Source organism: Pseudomonas sp. FW305-3-2-15-C-LB1 (assembly GCF_058787615.1).
In genome coordinates, this window is the sequence record NZ_JBYSZX010000004.1 from 399297 (window position 1) to 417246 (window position 17950).

Annotated in this window: 20 protein-coding genes; 8 read left to right on the top strand and 12 right to left on the bottom strand. The window is 61.1% G+C overall.

Annotated features, from left to right (window positions below; all coding sequences use genetic code 11):
• Window positions 1-684, bottom strand: a 684-nt coding sequence (locus AC3WP7_RS11245; protein ID WP_492599326.1) for an AlgP family protein, incomplete at its 3' end; no start/stop codon positions are given.
• A gap of 192 nt (window positions 685-876) precedes the next feature.
• Between AC3WP7_RS11245 and AC3WP7_RS11250 the strand changes: the two genes are divergently transcribed.
• Window positions 877-1554 (top strand): FKBP-type peptidyl-prolyl cis-trans isomerase, encoded by a 678-nt coding sequence (locus tag AC3WP7_RS11250; protein WP_092241732.1) that lies wholly within the window; start codon window positions 877-879, stop codon window positions 1552-1554.
• Between the two features lie 56 nt (window positions 1555-1610).
• Here the strand turns inward: AC3WP7_RS11250 and rsd are convergent, their stop codons facing one another.
• The 7 genes from rsd to AC3WP7_RS11285 form a co-directional block, all read right to left on the bottom strand.
• Window positions 1611-2069, bottom strand: a complete 459-nt coding sequence (gene rsd, locus AC3WP7_RS11255; RefSeq protein ID WP_092241730.1) for a sigma D regulator — start codon at window positions 2067-2069, stop codon at window positions 1611-1613.
• Between the two features lie 210 nt (window positions 2070-2279).
• Entirely contained in the window at window positions 2280-2801 is a 522-nt protein-coding gene (locus AC3WP7_RS11260) for a disulfide bond formation protein B (RefSeq protein ID WP_071488036.1), read from the bottom strand.
• 236 nt (window positions 2802-3037) lie between these two features.
• Complete coding sequence (locus tag AC3WP7_RS11265) at window positions 3038-4279, bottom strand: heme biosynthesis protein HemY (protein WP_071488037.1); 1242 nt, start codon at window positions 4277-4279, stop codon at window positions 3038-3040.
• A gap of 5 nt (window positions 4280-4284) precedes the next feature.
• Window positions 4285-5397, bottom strand: coding sequence for a uroporphyrinogen-III C-methyltransferase (locus AC3WP7_RS11270; protein ID WP_093527184.1), 1113 nt, complete (start codon window positions 5395-5397; stop codon window positions 4285-4287).
• An 18-nt stretch (window positions 5398-5415) separates the two neighbouring features.
• Complete coding sequence (locus AC3WP7_RS11275; protein ID WP_102592398.1) at window positions 5416-6174, bottom strand: uroporphyrinogen-III synthase; 759 nt, start codon at window positions 6172-6174, stop codon at window positions 5416-5418.
• Entirely contained in the window at window positions 6171-7112 is a 942-nt protein-coding gene (gene hemC / locus AC3WP7_RS11280) for a hydroxymethylbilane synthase (protein ID WP_093120456.1), read from the bottom strand. The genes AC3WP7_RS11275 and hemC overlap by 4 nt, the downstream gene beginning before the upstream one ends.
• Window positions 7113-7250: 138 nt before the next feature.
• A complete protein-coding gene (locus tag AC3WP7_RS11285) occupies window positions 7251-7997 on the bottom strand; it encodes a LytR/AlgR family response regulator transcription factor (protein WP_071488041.1) in 747 nt (248 codons plus the stop codon).
• Window positions 7998-8501: 504 nt separating this feature from the next.
• Here AC3WP7_RS11285 and argH point away from each other — a divergent pair.
• Complete coding sequence (argH, locus tag AC3WP7_RS11290) at window positions 8502-9896, top strand: argininosuccinate lyase (RefSeq protein WP_071488042.1); 1395 nt, start codon at window positions 8502-8504, stop codon at window positions 9894-9896.
• Window positions 9897-9924: 28 nt separating this feature from the next.
• Here argH and AC3WP7_RS11295 read toward each other — a convergent pair whose 3' ends face one another.
• Window positions 9925-10584: a glutathione S-transferase family protein gene (locus AC3WP7_RS11295; protein ID WP_093514193.1), complete on the bottom strand. Its 660-nt coding sequence runs from the start codon at window positions 10582-10584 to the stop codon at window positions 9925-9927.
• Window positions 10585-10710: 126 nt separating this feature from the next.
• Here AC3WP7_RS11295 and AC3WP7_RS11300 point away from each other — a divergent pair, with 126 nt between their 5' ends.
• The 3 genes from AC3WP7_RS11300 to AC3WP7_RS11310 all read left to right on the top strand — a co-directional run bounded on the left by AC3WP7_RS11300 (window position 10711) and on the right by AC3WP7_RS11310 (window position 14355).
• The gene (locus AC3WP7_RS11300; protein WP_102592397.1) at window positions 10711-10995 is read left to right on the top strand and encodes a hypothetical protein; all 285 of its coding nucleotides are present in this window, start codon (window positions 10711-10713) and stop codon (window positions 10993-10995) included.
• Between the two features lie 96 nt (window positions 10996-11091).
• Complete coding sequence (locus AC3WP7_RS11305; protein ID WP_010207442.1) at window positions 11092-11346, top strand: TIGR02647 family protein; 255 nt, start codon at window positions 11092-11094, stop codon at window positions 11344-11346.
• Between the two features lie 168 nt (window positions 11347-11514).
• The gene (locus AC3WP7_RS11310; protein ID WP_102592396.1) at window positions 11515-14355 is read left to right on the top strand and encodes a class I adenylate cyclase; all 2841 of its coding nucleotides are present in this window, start codon (window positions 11515-11517) and stop codon (window positions 14353-14355) included.
• On the opposite strand, the gene rnk is transcribed toward AC3WP7_RS11310, so the two are convergent.
• From rnk to cyaY, 3 genes are all read right to left on the bottom strand, one after another.
• Complete coding sequence (gene rnk / locus AC3WP7_RS11315) at window positions 14352-14765, bottom strand: nucleoside diphosphate kinase regulator (protein ID WP_058424215.1); 414 nt, start codon at window positions 14763-14765, stop codon at window positions 14352-14354. The two genes, AC3WP7_RS11310 and rnk, sit on opposite strands and share 4 nt — an antisense overlap.
• A 130-nt stretch (window positions 14766-14895) precedes the next feature.
• Entirely contained in the window at window positions 14896-15114 is a 219-nt protein-coding gene (locus AC3WP7_RS11320) for a DUF1289 domain-containing protein (RefSeq protein WP_092242377.1), read from the bottom strand.
• 2 nt (window positions 15115-15116) lie between these two features.
• Window positions 15117-15449 carry an iron donor protein CyaY gene (cyaY, locus tag AC3WP7_RS11325; protein WP_092241718.1) on the bottom strand — a complete coding sequence of 111 codons (333 nt, stop codon included), beginning with the start codon at window positions 15447-15449 and terminating at the stop codon, window positions 15117-15119.
• Between the two features lie 238 nt (window positions 15450-15687).
• Here cyaY and lptM point away from each other — a divergent pair, with 238 nt between their 5' ends.
• The 3 genes from lptM to dapF are packed head-to-tail and all read left to right on the top strand — an operon-like array spanning window position 15688 to window position 17949.
• The gene (lptM, locus tag AC3WP7_RS11330) at window positions 15688-15858 is read left to right on the top strand and encodes an LPS translocon maturation chaperone LptM (RefSeq protein ID WP_010207449.1); all 171 of its coding nucleotides are present in this window, start codon (window positions 15688-15690) and stop codon (window positions 15856-15858) included.
• Window positions 15859-15867: 9 nt separating this feature from the next.
• The gene (gene lysA / locus AC3WP7_RS11335; RefSeq protein WP_092241716.1) at window positions 15868-17115 is read left to right on the top strand and encodes a diaminopimelate decarboxylase; all 1248 of its coding nucleotides are present in this window, start codon (window positions 15868-15870) and stop codon (window positions 17113-17115) included.
• Between the two features lie 3 nt (window positions 17116-17118).
• Window positions 17119-17949, top strand: a complete 831-nt coding sequence (gene dapF / locus AC3WP7_RS11340; protein ID WP_093120442.1) for a diaminopimelate epimerase — start codon at window positions 17119-17121, stop codon at window positions 17947-17949.
• Window position 17950: the final 1 nt, after the last annotated feature.

Genomic DNA, 17950 nt, shown 5'->3' on the forward strand with positions numbered 1-17950 from the left:
CTTGGCGGCTGGTTTCGCAGCAGCGGTTTTAGCGGCTGGCTTGGCGGCTGGTTTTGCAGCAGCGGTTTTAGCGGCTGGTTTTGCAGCAGCGGTTTTAGCGGCTGGCTTGGCGGCTGGTTTCGCAGCAGCGGTTTTAGCGGCTGGCTTGGCGGCTGGTTTTGCAGCAGCGGTTTTAGCGGCTGGCTTGGCAGCAGCAGGTTTTGCTACGGCTTTAGCGGGTGCCTTGGCAGCAACAGCTTTGCTCGCCGGCTTCTTCGCGCTCGCTGCAACAGCTTTAGCTGGGGTACGAGCGCCCAGCACCTTAGCCACGGCTTCCTTCACACGACCAACGCCCTGGGCCAGCTTCAGGCTTTCCTGAGCATCTTTTTTAAGTTGGGAAATGTAGGCGCGGGTTTCAGCTTGGCGATCCTTGAGGGCGTCCAGCAGATCCTCAAGTTCTTTGACAGCGTCTTTGGCTTTGGCTTGTGCCTTGGCCTTGCCGGCAGTAGCGGCGTCTTGCAGTTTGGTGCGGGATTTGTGCAGCTTCTCTTGCGCTTTACCGCGTTGTTTTTCCAGCTTGGCGAGCAGTTTTTCTGCATCGGCCAACGCTTGGGAACAAGCGCTTTCCAGATGTTCGAGCAAGCTGCCCGAGAGTTGTTGGAGTAAATGCAACGGGGTATTAACAGGCTTCTGTTTGGCCGACATGGTTTACCTCCTGGCTGACGTGGGTGCGGCTCATACTAGCCCTCTGCTCTTACCGCCGCTAGGGCATGTTGACAGTATCGTTTGCCTGGCGTTGCACCGTGAGAAAATTCTTATCGAGATAACGAAAATACGCGGCACTTTTTACGTCACCACACTGGCATAATCCGTCGCACTTTCGGCGGGAGGATGCCCATGTCGCGTTACTTTTTTCTTGTGCTTGGCCTGGCGATTTCGGTGGCCAATGCGAGCGAACAATCGCCGGTAAAAAACACCGACCAGAACCAGCACGACCTCGCCTACAGCCTGGGCGCCAGCCTCGGCGAACGCCTGCGCCAAGAGGTTCCCGACTTGCAGATCCAGGCGCTGGTCGAAGGCCTCAAACAAGCCTATCAAGGCAAACCCCTGGCGCTGGACAACGCACGCATCGAACAGATTCTTGCCCAGCACGAAGCACAAAGCGAAGCTGACGCGCAGGCACCTCAAAGCGAAAAAGCACTCGCGGCCGAACAACAATTCCTGAGCAAAGAAAAAGCCGCAAAGGGTGTGCGCGAGTTGGCGGATGGAATCCTGCTTACCGAGCTCACCCCAGGCACTGGCGACAAGCCGAAGGCCAGCGATCAGGTTCAAGTGAAGTACGTGGGACGGCTACCCGATGGGACAGTGTTCGACCAGAGCGCGCAACCTCAATGGTTTCGCCTGGACAGTGTGATCAGCGGTTGGAGCAACGCGTTGCAACAGATGCCGGTGGGCGCCAAATGGCGCCTGGTGATTCCATCGTCCCAGGCCTATGGCGCCGACGGTGCCGGCGAATTGATCCCGCCCTATACACCCCTGGTGTTCGAGATCGAATTGCTCGGTACCCGACACTGAGGCAACAAAAAACGGTGCGCCATGCGCACCGTTTTTTGTACCCCTATTATCGAGGATCAAGCCTGGGTAGCAGACTCTTCCTTGTGAGCGTTGTGCAGCACTTCGATCAAGCAGTCTTCCAGCTCGAATCGTTCGTGAAGCAACGCGCCCAATTCTTTGAATTTATCCGCCACACAGTTACCGGCATCGCACAGGTCGGTGAACTCGAGCAGCTTCTCAGTGATGACATCGATGCGCGGGTAGAGGGTCTCCGCCAAATCCAGGCCACGCTGATCGTCAAAGGCCTCCGCCTCCTTGGTCAGTTGCTCGTAGACACCGAAATGGCCGGCTGACACGTAGTCCACCAAGACACCACAAAAGTCCTGCAACGGTTCACGGTTCTCGGCCAGTGCTTCAGGCTTGGCGCCAAGAGCATCAAAGGCCCGAACCAGTTCGTGACGTGCCTTCAGCCAGCTGTCGATCAGCTTGTGCACCCCACCCCAGCGTTCCTGAGCATTCTGACAACTTTCCAGCATGATGATCTCTCTTCCCTAATAGGGGCGCTGCCGCCTGGTGCCCGCGCAACACTTCAAGGATAAAGCAGCAGCCGGACAAGGCCGCATCTGACAAACGGTTTGAACTACACGTGCGGGCCAGATTATGCCCGCATGACTATGGCTTCAAGGTACGCAGGAGAGAAAGTTCATACAAGTGTTTAATCCCGTCCTACAAACTGCGACCCGATATCAGCGCCTCGCCGGGCGCAAACGCTGGCTCAAAAACAGCTGTGAAAATTGCATGACGCCCAGTATCAACATCCCAATGAAGAACAGCAGGCTCCACTCCGGCAGGCTCAAGTCAAACAGCGTCCAGTTGATCTCAACGCAGTCGACGGTGCCTTTGACGGTCAATTGCAGAGCCTGCCAAAACGACAGGTTTTCGATCATGTAATGCAGGCTGGGCCAGCAATCAGCCGACTGTCCCGGTGCGGCGTTTTGCAGCAGTACCTGGCGTACGGCGGTAATGGCACCCAGCAGTGCGAAGCCCATGCTCGCCAGCCCATACAGGCAGATAACCGAGCGCTTGGGGTTATGAAGGGCGGCGACCAGATTGACTAATGTGAAACCGGCCAGGAAACCCCGCTGCATCTGGCACAGGAAGCAAGGACGCAACGAGACCCCGAACTCGAGGTAAAACGAGGCGCCCAATGTCAGCGCACCCGCCAGGAACGCAAGGACATACAAGGAGCGTGAAGGGGCCAAAGACATGCTTTATCCGCATCGCGAAAGATAGGTCGCTACGGTAGAGGAAAGGCCTGACCGCTTTCAATACATGCTGGAGCAGACGATTCCGCGAGAGGGTAAGGAGATCCCGCCAGAAGATGGAAGACTTTAGACAACAGAGGGTCGGACTTTACCTACAATCGCGCTGATAGCTGCTTTCCGAGGTCCTGAGGGATTGGCTGCCAGATATATCCGAGCCAACCCTCGCCTGTCTTCCTACCTCAAACCCGAGCCGGGACGGGTAACGGTGAGGCCAGCAAACGGTTATCCAGCAAACCCAGCCCTTCCTGGAACAATTGGTTACTGCGCTCGGTGTCACCCAGTTGGGCCAACAAGCGCGCCAGCTCGGCGCAGGCCTCAGGGTTACGCTGCACTTGCAGGCTGCTTTCCAGATAGTCTCGTGCCTTGCCCCACAAACTGTTTTGCAGGCACAGACGGCCCAACGTCAGCAGCAGGCTGGCATCGCCAGGATGATCCTTCAGCCAACCTTCGGCAAACTTCAGCTGCCGGGCCGGATCGCTGCCACGCAACAGACCATACAGCCGGATCAGGTGGCTGTCGTAACCACGCTTGATGGCGCCGCGCAATGCTTCCTCAGCCTTGGCGTCGGCGCCCAGTTGACGCAATTGCTCGGCATAGGCCAGGACCAATTGCGGCTCCTGACGCTGAGCGGATGTCAGTTGTTGCCAAGCCCGTTCAAGGGACTGCAAGCCGGCCTCGCCCTGTTCTTCACGTTGGGCTGCGAGGCTGAGGTTCTCGCCCCACGCACGACGCTCAAGCTCGGCCAGTTCACTGGCGGGCAGGACTTTGTCCTTGCGCAATTCCGGCAACAGGCGGATCACCGATGACCAGTCGCCCCGCTGCTGATGCAAGCGCTGCAATTGGCGCAGCACCTGCGCGTTATGGGGATGGCGTTCGTGCATCGCCTGCAAGGTGGTCAGCGCACCCTCCGTATCACCACGGTCCAGTTGCAGTTGGGCATGGCTCAAGGCAACCGCCAGCTCGGCCTGGGGCTGACGCTCCAGGGCACGCTCCAGCAAACCATCGGACTCTTCGTAGCGCCCCTGCTCATTGGCAGCACGGGCCGCGCCGAGGTAGTACAGCAGTGGCTGACGCTCGGCTTCGGCAGCGCGGTGCAGGTGGCGCTCGGCGCTGGCCCAGCGGCCTTCGGCGAGGTCCATCTGGCCTTGTTCGATGGCGATCTGCACGCGGCGGCTGCGGTTGCGCCGCGACCACGGGTTGACCACGCCACCGGAAGTGGTGACCAGGCTCAGGAGCACGCGGATCAGGTAAATCGCCAAACCGATGGCAAACACCGCCACCACGGTCGCCCACAGGCTTGACTCGTAATGCAGCACGTGCGGGTAGGTGACCAGCACGTAACCGGTGTGTTTCGAAATGCCCACCGCCAGCGCCAGCGCGATGGCAATCGCCAGCACCAGGACCACATAGAAACGTTTCATCAGCTCTACTCCTGCTTCGCCGGCGTCGCCGCCGCCTTGGCTTCGTCGGCAGACAGATGACGCCGCTCAAGGTACGCCTGCACAGCCGCCAGGCTCGCAGCCAGGTCCGGCGTCACCACCGACACCGCCTTGGGCTCAAGCTCTGCAATACGCGCCAGCATCGCCTTGCTCTGTGGGTTGTCCTGGTTGAAGTTGTCCTGCAAGACGCTGCGCGCCTCGCCCAGGGAGCGGCTATAGACTGCCGACTCGCCATTGAGAGCGGCCCATTGTGCTTGCTCCAGGGCCAGGCTCAGGGCCAGGCGCACCTGGTTCAAGCCTTGGCCGGCCAGCAGCGGGCGGATGTTGTCATCCGGGTTGAAGTCGATGCGGAAGTAGCGGGAAATCTGCTCCCACCATTGGCTCCAGCGGCTTTCGGTGTCGGTGGTCGGGCGGCCTTGGGAGGCCGGCTCGGTCAACTGATATTCGGGGGCGATGGCCGCCAATTGCACGACCTGGTCGCGCAAGGCCGCCAATTGCAGGTACAGCCCGGTGCGGTCCGGCTGCTCGGTGCTACGCAGCGCGGCAAGGCTCTTGGCCAATTGCTCGCGTGCCGCGTAGGAGCCGGGATCGCTTTGCTCGCGAAGAATCTCGTCGGCACCCTGCACCAGCGCCTGCGCACTGTTGATGTCCTGCAGGGCAGACAGACGCAGGCTCGCCAGGCGAATCAAGTGTTCGGCCTCGGCCAGACGCCAGTCCTTGCGGCTGGCGCCCAGCACGGTTTCCAGGCGCTGGCTCAGACGTTGCTGGTCGCCCTGCAACTGGGCCACCAGACGACGGCGCTCCTCAAGCTCATCCGCACCCGGCAACTGCGCCAGGCGCGCCGCCAGTTGCTGCTGGCTTTGCTTGAGGGACTGGGACTGGTCATCGAGGGTCTGCACCTGGCCCAACTGCTGTAGGCTGCTGGCCTGCAGGGCGCGGACCTGCCAGATCCCCCAACCGCCGGCGGCAACACCGGCGGCGCCGAGCAGCAGGGCGACGATTGCCAGGCCATTGCCACGGCGCGGCGCGGTGACCGGTGACTCAACCGGCGCATCAAGTGCGGGTTGGGTTTCATCTTTAGGCAAGGCTGTTTCGCTCACGTATCCGTCCTTTGCGTTTCAGAGAGTGGGAACGGTATAGCTCCGTATCGCCACTAACAAAGCCGCGGCACTCGCACCACGACAATCCACAACTTTTTCTGCACCGGCGGCCCGCGCCATCTCCTGGACTCGCGGGCTCGGCACGAACAACGGTAGCTGTGCCACTTGCGGCCAATCGGCTCCGGCCAGGGCTTGCAGGTGTAGAAAAACCTGCCCACTGCTGACCACCAGGCCGTTCAAGCGTTCCAACTGGATGCGTTGCATCAGTACCCCGGCGTCGTAGGCCGGCAGGAAACGGCGATACAACTCCAGGTAGTCGACACTAGCACCTTGCTCACGCAAACGCTCCGCCAGCAGCTCACGACCACCCTCGCCTCGCAGGATCAAGACCTGGGCATCAGGGCGTGCGATAGCCTCGCGCAACGCAGGCAATTGAAGCAAGGCCTCGCTGTCGTCGCCAGTGGGGGGATAGTGAACGGTGAGGCCGTGATCAGCCAATACCTGCGCGGTGGCGGCGCCAACACTGAACCATGGCAACTGCGGCCATGCGCGATCCAACTGCGCGACCGCAAGTCGCGCCGCCGGCTTGCTTACCACGATCACCGCGCAGTAGCGGCTCAGGTCATGGAAGACAGCCTGCTGTTCAGGAGTGACCGGCAGCGGCTCAATATCCAGCAACGGCAAGCTGCTGCTGAAAACCCCCGCATCGGACAACGTGGCCGCCAGGGCCATCGATTCCTCGGCAGGCCGCGTCAGCAGCACACGCCATTCGGTCACTGCGGGCCGGCCTCGCCGTAGACTTTTTGCAGAATGGCACCGGCGCCCTTCTCCAGCAGCGCTTCAGCCACCTGGATACCGAGGGCCGTGGCATCACGTTGCGGGCCACGGACCTCGGCAGTCAGCAGGGTGCCACCCTCCGGATCACCCACCAGGCCACGCAACCACAGGTTTTCACCTTCGAGCACGGCGTAGCAGGCGATCGGCACCTGGCAGCCACCGTTGAGGTGCTTGTTCAGGGCGCGCTCGGCCGTGACGCGCACTTCGGTGTCCTGGTGATCAAGAGGTTTGAGCAGGGCGTGGATTTCTCGGTCGGCGGTACGGCATTCGATGCCAACGGCGCCTTGCCCACCGGCGGGAAGGCTGTCCTCGACGCTGATGGCCGAGGTGATGCGGTCTTCAAAACCGAGACGGATCAGGCCGGCGGCGGCGAGGATGATCGCGTCATATTCACCGGCATCCAGCTTCGCCAGGCGGGTGTTGACGTTGCCACGCAGGAAGCGGATCTGCAGGTCCGGACGACGAGTCAGCAGCTGCGCCTGGCGACGCAGGCTCGACGTACCGACGATGCTGCCCAGAGGCAACTCATCCAACGATGCATAAGTATTGGAAACGAAGGCGTCACGCGGGTCTTCACGTTCACAGATGCAAAACAGGCCCAGGCCTTCTGGAAAGTCCATGGGTACGTCTTTCATCGAATGCACGGCGATATCGGCTTCATTTTGCAGCAGCGCGGTTTCCAGTTCCTTGACGAACAGGCCCTTGCCGCCGATCTTCGACAGTGGCGAGTCGAGCAGCTTGTCGCCACGACTGACCATGGGCACCAGGGACACCTTGAGGCCAGGGTGGGCCTGCTCAAGGCGTGCTTTGACGTATTCGGCCTGCCACAAGGCCAGGGCGCTTTTACGAGTGGCGATGCGGATTTCGCGAGAGGACATGGATCAATCCGTACTGAATAGATACGGCAGATAATAACAGCTCAGGCAAATACGCTTTGATTTGAATCAGCAAGTGCGGGGCCTCCCTGGCCACCTCGCACCGGGATATGGAATGCAGGCCTCGCTACAACCCCTGGGCTAAAGCTGCTGCATCATCTTGCGCACACCGGCCACATGCCGCCGGCTGACGATCAACGCATCGCCGTTAAGGCCTTTGAGGAAAAGCTGGAAATGCCCCAGGGGCGTGCGCTGCAAACGTTCGATGCGCTCACGGGCCACCAGCGCGTTGCGGTGGATACGCACGAAGCGGTCGCCGAACTCATCCTCAAGCGCCTTGAGCGGCTCATCGAGCAGCACTTCGCCGCCCTGGTGACGCAGCGTCACGTACTTGTGATCGGCAATAAAATAGACCACTTCACCCAGCGGGATAAGTTCGATGCCTTTACGGGTACGGGCGCTGATATGGCTGCGTGGCCCGTTACCACTCTGGGCGGCAGGCTGAGTCAGGGCGGCAAGCTGGACGCGGGTTGGGCGCTCAGCCTTTTTGAGGGCCTTGAGCAAGGCGTCGCCCACCACCGGTTTGATGAGGAAGCTGACACCGCTGGCTTCCAGCGTTTCCGTGGAAAACTCTTCACCGGTTGCGCAAAACACCACGGCAGGTGGCGACTCTCGCTCGCTCAATCGAGCCGCCACTTGCAAGCCATCGAGGCCCGGCATACGGATATCGAGCAACACCACATCCGGCTTGAGGCTGTCGATCAGCGTCAACGCCTCTTCGCCCGTGGTGGCGCTCGGCTCTAATACTGCGTAACCCTCGAGTTCACTGACCAGACGGCTCAGTCGCTCGCGGGCTTGGGGTTCGTCATCAACGATCAGGACATTCATATTGCGCTGGATTCCTGCGTGAGTCTCGCACAAGGATAGCGTAGACAGGTGCGGTGACTTGCGTCACAGCGATCCACGCTAAGACTAGCGCGAGCGGCAAAAAGTGCCCTGAGAGTGGCACCCATATTTACCCGGACCTGTTCAATAGCGCCCAAGACCTGCTGCCTTCGGGCATCGTCGTAGGGTTTGCTGATACACAATCCGAATACCCCCCTTTTTAATGGATAGTCTGGGCTCTGACCGCATTACCCGACTTTGGTGCATTCACACACTATCAGTCCAACTGTAGACGCTCGCCGAGACGACATTGCTCAATCGTCAAATATCGTTTCAATAAGCCCCTTTCCTCAGTCTCGTCCTGGACGCGGTCGACGGCAAGGCACTTAGCCATCCTTTGCACAAATAAAAATGCCGACGACCCGCAGCACCGCGTCCACGGGCAACCCTGTTATTATCGCCGGCACACTTCCATGCCTCTTTATTAAGCAGATCACGAGCGAATCCATGAGCACCGACAAGACCAACCAGTCCTGGGGCGGCCGCTTCAGTGAACCCGTCGACGCCTTCGTCGCCCGCTTCACCGCCTCCGTCACCTTCGACCAGCGCCTGTACCGCCACGACATCATGGGCTCCATCGCCCACGCGACGATGCTGGCCAAGGTCGGCGTGCTGACCGATGCCGAGCGCGATAGCATCATCGACGGCCTGACCACCATCCGTGGCGAGATCGAAGCCGGCACGTTCGACTGGCGCGTCGACCTGGAAGACGTGCACATGAACATCGAGGCCCGCCTCACCGACCGCATCGGTGTGACTGGCAAGAAGCTGCACACCGGCCGTAGCCGCAACGACCAGGTGGCCACCGATATCCGCCTGTGGCTGCGTGACGAGATCGACCTGATCCTGTCCGAAATCACCCGCCTGCAGAAAGGTTTGCTGGAGCAGGCCGAGCGTGAATCGGACACCATCATGCCGGGCTTCACTCACCTGCAGACCGCGCAACCGGTGACCTTCGGCCACCACTTGCTGGCCTGGTTCGAAATGCTCAGCCGCGACTACGAGCGCCTGGTGGACTGCCGCAAGCGTGCCAACCGCATGCCTCTGGGCAGCGCCGCCCTGGCCGGCACCACTTACCCGATCGACCGCGAGTACACCGCACAATTGCTGGGCTTCGACGCTGTTGGCGGCAACTCGCTGGACGGCGTGTCGGACCGTGACTTCGCCATCGAATTCTGTGCCGCCGCCAGTATTGCGATGATGCACCTGTCGCGCTTCTCCGAAGAGCTGGTGCTGTGGACCAGCGCGCAATTCCAGTTCATCGACCTGCCGGACCGCTTCTGCACCGGCAGCTCGATCATGCCGCAAAAGAAAAACCCCGACGTGCCCGAGCTGGTGCGTGGCAAGAGCGGCCGCGTGTTCGGCGCCTTGATGGGCCTGCTGACCCTGATGAAAGGCCAACCCCTGGCCTACAACAAGGACAACCAGGAAGACAAGGAGCCGCTGTTCGACGCCGCCGACACCCTGCGCGACTCGCTGCGTGCGTTTGCCGACATGATCCCGGCGATCAAGCCCAAGCACGCGATCATGCGTGAAGCGGCGCTGCGCGGGTTCTCCACGGCGACCGACCTGGCCGACTACCTGGTGCGCCGTGGCCTGCCGTTCCGCGATTGCCACGAAATCGTCGGCCATGCGGTGAAGTACGGCGTGGACACCGGCAAGGACCTGGCGGAAATGAGTCTGGAAGAACTGCGCCAGTTCAGCGACCAGATCGAACAGGACGTGTTTGCCGTGCTGACCCTGGAAGGTTCGGTGAACGCCCGCAACCACGTGGGCGGGACCGCCCCGGCGCAGGTAAAAGCCGCAGTGGTACGCGGCCAGGCCCTGCTCGCAAGCCGCTAAACAGGTGGGAGGTGCGGTGCAGCCTGGGTTATTTCTTGGCCGCAATCATGGCCCTGAACGCAGGCATCGCCGCCTCCCTGTCCTCCGCCACTTTCTGAGCGTTGGGCATCGCATGCAACATGTCCAGCAACGCCTTGGCCGCCGGCATTTCAGCCAGCAAATCCAGGCCGAACAGTTTTTCGCCCACCGCACAGGCGAGGTTCACGCTGTACATGAAGTACAAATCCGCAATCGTGAAGCTTTCCCCCGCCACATACGGCGCGAACTTGCCGTGCCTGCCCAGCGCACCGACCCCCAGCAGCAACTCGGACCTGGACTTCTCCTTGATCGCCTCCGGCACCGGCATGCCCATAAACGCTTCGGCGTAACACGCACGGGCCGGCAGCTCGATGTACAACTCGATCTCCCTGCACAGCGCCAGCACCTGGGCTCGCTGGAACGGCTCGGCGGGCAACAGCGAAGGTCCTTCCTGGGTCTGTTCGATGTATTCGAGGATCACACTGGTTTCGTTGATAAACCCCTGCTTGACGCCGAGGGCCGGCACCTTGCCACGTGGGCTCACCGCAAAGACATCGGGGGTCTGCCCAGAGAAAAAGGGCACCTCTTCGAACGGCAGTCCCTTCTCCAGCAGCGCCAGCTTGACCATGTTGTAGTAGTTGCTGACCGAGAATCCGTAGAGCTTGAGCATTGCAGGTGCCTCCAGGCCGGGAATGGGGTTGGCTGCAAGGGTTATAGCCCCCAGGGCCCGGCCTTGCCAGCAGCATCACCCGCCTGAATGGGGGTAGACTGACGCCCTTTCCTTGAGGAGCCAGCCATGAGCGAGCCGACCGATATCGACAACGACGAAGAAGAATTCGCCGAAAACACCCTGATCGAAGCGATCGAGAACCAGATTGAAAGCGAAAACCCGCCGGCGGCCAAAGCCACGTTCAACAAGCTGACACTGGTGGGTTACGGGCGTGAAGAGATCCTGCAACTGATGGCCCACGTGCTGGCTGTCGAGATTGATGCGCTATTGGAAGAGGACCGTGCGTTCAATACCGAATGGTATGAAACTGCACTGCGCGCCCTGCCGGAACTGCCCCCGGAAAAGCAATAATCCAGGGGCGCAGCAACACGCTGGACAGTTCGGCAAAGTGCGTTCACCTTATGGCCTGCTAGCCTCTAATAAATTCTTAGAAAGTCTGGAGTCCTTATGTCGTATACCCCTGAGTTGGTTGCCGAACTGGAAATCCTTGTACTCTTCCCATTGGACAGCACCAAGGAAGGTCTGAAAGTTCACCAGACCGCCGCGCCCACTGCCATCGCTGCTGCCAAGCGCCTGCACGCGAAAGGACTTATCGACCAACCGGACGGGGGCTACCTGACCAGCCTTGGCCGGGACGCTGCCGAACAAGCCCAGACCCTGCTGACCATCCTGACCACTGCCACTACCAAAGAAGCTGCCTGATTCCCTACACCGCCCATGGAGTCCGCTACTGGCGGATTCCGGGGGCATTGCTTTGGAGGTGCGAAAATTCTGACGTCAAAATCCATTTCCCTCTAAACCTCCTACGCTACTGGCTGTAAACTCCTACATGGCCGCCCACGTCGGGCTCTGCGAGCCACCGACTTCGACATGACCCGCACCCATGAGATCCGCCCCGACCTGGACGAAGGCATCGACCGTAAGGTGCTGGCCCAATTGCGCGCGCGTTTCATGGCCCTCAACGAAGGGCGCATGGCCCGGGCTGTCGAAGGGCTGACTCCGCGTCAGCAAAGCGTGCTGACCTTGTTGCCGCTGTTCTTCCACGTCAATCACCCGTTGCTGCCCGGCTATGTATCGGGCAGTACACCGGCCGGCCTGTCGAATTTCGAACCCGACGCCCAGGCACTGACCGAAGCCCAGCGCCTGACCCGCTCGTTCTCCTACAAGCCACGCCACGGCAACCCACCGCGACCGATTCACGGCCTGTTTCTGATGGGCAGCCTTGGGACGCTGGCCCAGGCCGACCAGAGCGATATGGATGTGTGGGTGTGTCACGCCGCCGACCTGAGCGAGGTGGAACTGGCCGAACTGCGCAAGAAATGCCAACTGCTGGAAGCCTGGGCCCTGACCATGGGTGCCGAGGCGCACTTCTTCCTGATCGAGCCGACACGCTTTGTGCTCGGTGAGCGCGACACACAACTGAGTTCCGACGATTGCGGCACCACCCAGCATTACCTGTTGCTGGACGAGTTCTACCGCACCGCCATCTGGCTCGCCGGGCGTACACCGATCTGGTGGCTGGTGCCGGTGTATGAAGAGACTCGTTATGCCGAGTTCACCCACACGCTGATTTCCAAGCGCTTTATCCGTGCCGACGAAACCCTGGACCTTGGCCACCTGGCGCGCATCCCTCCGGGCGAATTCATCGGCGCCGGGTTGTGGCAGCTGTTCAAGGGCATCGAGTCGCCCTACAAGTCGGTGCTCAAGCTGCTGCTGACCGAGGTCTATGCCAGCGAACACCCGAACGTGCACTGCCTGAGCCTGCGCTTCAAGCGCGCGGTATTCGCCAACCAGATGGACCTGGACGAGCTGGACCCCTACATCGTGGTCTACCGCCGTATCGAGGAATACCTCAAGGCCCGCAACGAGCCAGAACGCCTGGAGCTGGTGCGGCGTGCGCTGTACCTCAAGGTCAACCGCAAGCTCAGCGCCGGCCAGCGCAGCACCAGCTGGCAACGCCTGCTGCTGGAGCGCCTGGCCCATGAATGGGGCTGGGACCAGCGCCAACTGACACTGCTGGACAGTCGCAGCCAATGGAAAGTACGCCAGGTCGCCTCCGAGCGCCGCGCATTGGTCAACGAGCTCAATTACAGCTATCGCTTCCTGACCCAGTTCGCTCGCACCGAACAGACCGTCAGCCTGATCAACAAGCGCGACCTCAACGTATTGGGCCGGCGCCTGTATGCCGCCTTTGAACGCAAGGCCGGCAAAGTCGAGTTCATCAACCCCGGCATCGCCCCGGACCTGGCCGAAGACACCCTGACCCTGGTGCAATCGCCCAATCGCAAGGAGCCGGGCCAACACCACTGGGGCCTGTACAACGGCAACCTCACGGCCCTGGAATGGGAGCACTTCGCGCCGATCAAGCGCAGCCGCGACCTGCTGGAGATGCTCACCTGGTGCCATCGCAACGGTGTGATCGACAGCAGCACCCGCCTGGCCCTGCACCCCGGCACCAGCGACATGACTGAGTTCGAGCTGTTCAACCTGCTGGGCAGCCTGCAACAGAGCGTCGCCCTGCCCCTGGCCAGCGTCGATGAAGAGCACCTGCTGCGCTCGGCGGTGCCTGAGGAAGTCCTGCTGCTGATCAACGTCGGCGTCGACCCGCTCAAGCACCACCGCGACCTGAACATCCTGATGACCACCGAACGCACCGACTCCCTGAGTTATGCCGGTGTGCGCGACAACCTGGTGCTGACCCTGGACCAGGTCACGCTCAACAGCTGGAACGAGGTGATGGTCAGCCGCTACGACGGCCCTCACGCCCTGCTCGACTGCCTGCGCGACTACCTCAATCAATTGCCGGCGGACCATCTGCCACGGCTGCGGGTGCGCTGCTTCTGTCACAACCGCGCACAGTTCATTGCCCAGCGCGTGGAAGAAATCTTCGACACCGCCCAGAACCTGCTGCTCGGTCAGGGCAATCACCGTTACCTGCTCCAGGTACAGCAGCACTATCACGTGATGGAGCTGATACCGGGCCAGGCGACCCACGTGTCACTGCCCACCCAGGACGCGCTGATCGCCTACCTCAGCGAAGAACTGGCCTGCTACAGCCCGCTGCATCTGGACGCCATGGCCCTGGAAGACCATGACCTGGCGCTGCTGCTGCCGATGGGGCTAGCCGATTGCGTGCAGGTGTTCTACCGAGTCAACGAAGGCTTCGCCGAGTTGTATGTGCTGGATGAGTTCAACGCGTTGTGGCAGCAGCGCTTGCCGTTCCATGACGAACAGAGCCTGCTGGCGCCGTTGCAGCGCTTTTTGCAGTCGATCATTTATCGCCGCGACGCGCTGTCACCGCTGGACACGCATGAGCCACTGGGCGCAGTGCAAACCTTGTATTACCAACTGTTGCCGTCGGGCAGCGGTCGCGCGCGCGGCATCGAGCCTCGCCCTGCGCCGTCGAACCCGGCGAATAAACCGTTCTATGACGTGCAGGCGATTATCGGCAAGGCAGCGCCGGGCCAAGTGGGGATCACCCTGTACTGCAATCAGCGGGAGTTTTCCGAGCTGGAATTTGGCGACCAGCTGTTTGCAGTGGTCGCCCAGGAAATCGTCGGGCAACGCCGGGAGCCCGAACGTTACCGCTGCTACATCACCGACTTAGACCTGTCCGGCCTGCTCGGTGATGTGCAAAGCCCCAGCAACCTGTACCTGCGCTACAAGGCCGAGCTGGAACTGTCGCTCAACGAGGCGCTGAGCCGGATTTAAAGAGGGAAGGCACCGCCGTCCTTGGGCTGGCCTTCAACACTGAGCAATTCCAGCTTGAGCGTCTTGCCGCCAGGGGCCGGCCAGTCGATATGCTGGCCAACCTGCAGGCCAAGCAAAGCACTGCCTACCGGTGCCAGGATCGAGATCTTGCCTTCATCGGCATTGGCATCTTTCGGGTAGACCAGGGTCAGGTGGTAGTCCTTGCCGCTGCCTTGCTCACGGCAATGCACGCTGGAGTTCATGGTCACGACACCCGCAGGCACTTCATCGTGGCCAACCACTTCTTCGGCGCGGTCGAGTTCGGCTTGCAAAGCTTCGACGCCGGGAGATTCGTCGCCCAGGCGGTCGATCAGTTGCTCCAGACGCTGCACGTCAAGACGGGTGAGGATGATGGACGGTGCGGTGGTCATGATTCAGGCAGACTCCTTTTTTCTGCACAAAAAAGCAAAACCCCGCCAGGAAAGGCGGGGTTCTCACGGGCCTCGATGAGTTGAGGCGTATCCGGACACTACCACAGCGTCACAAATAAACAAGACGGCCTCAGGCGCGGGCCCGGCGCTGCTCGGCCTCGGCGCAGATGATCCGGCGCCGTGCATCGTCGGCAGAGCGCCATTCACGGATGTCTTCCACATGGCGGAAACAGCCGAGGCAGACTTTCTGCTCGTCCAGGCGACACAAACTGATACAAGGTGACGGCACCGCCGGGCTGACATTACTGAACAGCGGCTTGGGCGGACGGACGGGAGCAGGCTGGGTCACCATCAAATCTCGTCGAAATCCAGGTCGGCGCCGGCTTGTTCCTTGACCAGGCGCGCGAGCATTTCACTGAGCAGTTCATCGCTGGTGTCACACTGCCAATTGTTGTCTTCTTCGTTGAAATCAAAGTGAAAACCACCGGAACGCGCAGCCAGCCACAACTGACGCAGCGGTTCCTGGCGGCTGAAGATCAATTGAGTGCCGTTTTCAAACTTGACGGTCAGTACACCGGCCGAGTTTTCCAGGTCCACGTCCAGGCCGCTGTCGTCGAAAATATCTTCCAGCGCCTGCTGGGTCGAATCCACCAGGTCGTGAAAACGGGCTTCGGTCAAACTCATTGTGGCAACCTCAAAAGTGTCTGGTTTTGCTCGAGCGCCGCACGATACGGGCGAGCCCCGCCGATTGCAAAGGATACCGATTCCATCACGATTGGCGGTACGAAATATCCACGGCCAGCGTAGTCCACTTCATCTCCGTGTCGGCAAACCCCCGCCGGACGGGTATTCCAGCGCATAGGCAAGCTGGCGGGTGGTCGGTATACTCGGGCGCAATTAATGCATATTCAAGGATTTCGCCATGAAGCGCCTGATCTCTTCCCTTGCTGCGCTCGTCGCGGTCGCTTGCCTCGTTAGTGCCTGTGGTCAAAAAGGCCCGCTGTACCTGCCCGATGACAGCAAAGACCCGAATGAACAGGCGCAATCGTCGCAAAAACCATCCAAAGCGCATAAGCACGACACCTACGAATAAGGGTATTCCATGGACGCTTTTAACTACCGGGACGGCGAGCTGTTCGCGGAAGGCGTGGCGTTGTCCGCGATTGCCGAGCGCTTTGGCACCCCGACCTATGTGTATTCCCGTGCGCATATCGAAGCCCAGTACCGCTCGTTCACCGATGCGCTCGACGGCGTGCCGCACCTGGTGTGCTACGCGGTCAAGGCCAACTCCAACCTGGGTGTACTGAATGTCCTGGCGCGCCTTGGCGCTGGTTTTGACATCGTCTCCCGTGGCGAGCTGGAACGTGTGCTGGCTGCCGGCGGCAAAGCCGACAAGATCGTGTTCTCCGGCGTCGGCAAGACCCGCGAAGACATGCGCCGCGCCCTGGAAGTCGGCGTGCATTGCTTCAACATCGAATCCACCGATGAACTCGAGCGCCTGCAGGTCGTGGCCGCCGAGATGGGCGTTCGCGCGCCGATCTCCCTGCGCGTCAACCCGGACGTCGACGCCGGCACCCACCCGTACATTTCCACCGGTCTCAAAGAGAACAAGTTCGGCATTGCCATTGCCGACGCCGAAGATGTGTACATCCGCGCCGCCCAACTGCCGAACCTGGAAGTGCTGGGCGTCGACTGCCATATCGGCTCGCAACTGACCAGCCTGCCTCCGTTCCTGGATGCCCTCGACCGCCTGCTGGCGCTGATCGACCGTCTCGGCGAATGCGGCATCTACCTGCACCACATCGACCTCGGTGGTGGCGTGGGCGTGCGTTACCGCGATGAAGAGCCACCGCTGATCGCTGACTATATCCAGGCCGTGCGCGAGCGCATCGAAGGCCGCGACCTGACGCTGATGTTCGAGCCGGGCCGCTATATCGTCGCCAACGCGGGCGTGCTGCTGACCCAGGTCGAGTACCTCAAGCACACCGAGCATAAGGACTTCGCAATCGTCGATGCGGCGATGAACGACCTGATCCGCCCGGCGCTGTACCAGGCCTGGATGAATGTCACCGCCGTGACGCCTCGCGCCAGTGAAGCCCGCGCCTACGACATCGTCGGCCCGATCTGCGAGACCGGCGACTTCCTGGCCAAGGATCGTCAGCTGGCCCTGGAAGAAGGCGATCTGCTGGCCGTGCATTCGGCCGGTGCCTATGGGTTTGTCATGAGTTCCAACTACAACACCCGCGGGCGTACCGCCGAGGTGCTGGTGGACGGTGATCAAGCGTTTGAAGTGCGTCGCCGCGAGACGGTAGCCGAGTTGTATGCTGGCGAAAGCCTGCTGCCGGAGTAAGCCATGCTGCTGCGTTTTACCAAGATGCACGGGCTGGGCAATGATTTCATGGTCCTCGACCTGGTCAGCCAGCACGCGCATATCCTGCCCAAGCACGCTAAACAGTGGGGCGATCGTCACACCGGCATTGGTTTCGACCAGTTGCTGATCGTCGAGGCGCCGAGCAACCCGGAGGTGGATTTCCGTTACCGGATCTTCAACTCCGACGGCTCCGAAGTGGAACAGTGCGGCAACGGTGCACGCTGCTTCGCGCGCTTTGTGCTGGACAAGCGCCTGACCGCCAAGCGGCAGATCCGCGTCGAGACCAAGAGCGGCGTGATCGAGCTGGATATCCGCAGCGATGGCCAGATCAGCGTCAACATGGGCGCGCCACGCCTGGTGCCGGCGGATATTCCGTTCCAGGCCACCGAGCAGGCTGTCAGCTATGCGTTGGACGTGGACGGCAAGACCATCGATATTGCCGCCGTATCCATGGGCAACCCCCATGCCGTGCTGCGGGTCGACGACATCAACAATGCGCCCGTGCATGAATGGGGGCCGAAGATCGAACACCACCCGCGCTTTCCGGCACGGGTCAACGTGGGCTTCCTGCAGGTGATCGACCGTTCCCGCGCGAAATTGCGCGTGTGGGAACGCGGCGCCGGAGAAACCCAGGCCTGCGGCACCGGTGCGTGCGCCGCTGCCGTGGCCGCGATCAGCCAGGGGTGGATGGATTCGCCACTGCTGATCGACCTGCCCGGCGGACGCTTGTCCATCGAGTGGGCTGGCCCTGGCCACCCGGTGATGATGACCGGGCCGGCCTCGCGCGTATACGAAGGACAGGTCCGTCTATGAG

Coding starts and splice junctions, on each gene's coding strand:
- AC3WP7_RS11250 (WP_092241732.1), top strand. CDS start 877: ATGTCGCGTTACTTTTTTCTTGTGCTTGGCCTGGCGATTTCGGTGGCC.
- rsd (WP_092241730.1), bottom strand. CDS start 2,069: ATGCTGGAAAGTTGTCAGAATGCTCAGGAACGCTGGGGTGGGGTGCAC.
- AC3WP7_RS11260 (WP_071488036.1), bottom strand. CDS start 2,801: ATGTCTTTGGCCCCTTCACGCTCCTTGTATGTCCTTGCGTTCCTGGCG.
- AC3WP7_RS11265 (WP_071488037.1), bottom strand. CDS start 4,279: ATGAAACGTTTCTATGTGGTCCTGGTGCTGGCGATTGCCATCGCGCTG.
- hemC (WP_093120456.1), bottom strand. CDS start 7,112: ATGTCCTCTCGCGAAATCCGCATCGCCACTCGTAAAAGCGCCCTGGCC.
- AC3WP7_RS11285 (WP_071488041.1), bottom strand. CDS start 7,997: ATGAATGTCCTGATCGTTGATGACGAACCCCAAGCCCGCGAGCGACTG.
- argH (WP_071488042.1), top strand. CDS start 8,502: ATGAGCACCGACAAGACCAACCAGTCCTGGGGCGGCCGCTTCAGTGAA.
- AC3WP7_RS11295 (WP_093514193.1), bottom strand. CDS start 10,584: ATGCTCAAGCTCTACGGATTCTCGGTCAGCAACTACTACAACATGGTC.
- AC3WP7_RS11300 (WP_102592397.1), top strand. CDS start 10,711: ATGAGCGAGCCGACCGATATCGACAACGACGAAGAAGAATTCGCCGAA.
- AC3WP7_RS11305 (WP_010207442.1), top strand. CDS start 11,092: ATGTCGTATACCCCTGAGTTGGTTGCCGAACTGGAAATCCTTGTACTC.
- AC3WP7_RS11310 (WP_102592396.1), top strand. CDS start 11,515: ATGACCCGCACCCATGAGATCCGCCCCGACCTGGACGAAGGCATCGAC.
- rnk (WP_058424215.1), bottom strand. CDS start 14,765: ATGACCACCGCACCGTCCATCATCCTCACCCGTCTTGACGTGCAGCGT.
- cyaY (WP_092241718.1), bottom strand. CDS start 15,449: ATGAGTTTGACCGAAGCCCGTTTTCACGACCTGGTGGATTCGACCCAG.
- lptM (WP_010207449.1), top strand. CDS start 15,688: ATGAAGCGCCTGATCTCTTCCCTTGCTGCGCTCGTCGCGGTCGCTTGC.
- lysA (WP_092241716.1), top strand. CDS start 15,868: ATGGACGCTTTTAACTACCGGGACGGCGAGCTGTTCGCGGAAGGCGTG.
- dapF (WP_093120442.1), top strand. CDS start 17,119: ATGCTGCTGCGTTTTACCAAGATGCACGGGCTGGGCAATGATTTCATG.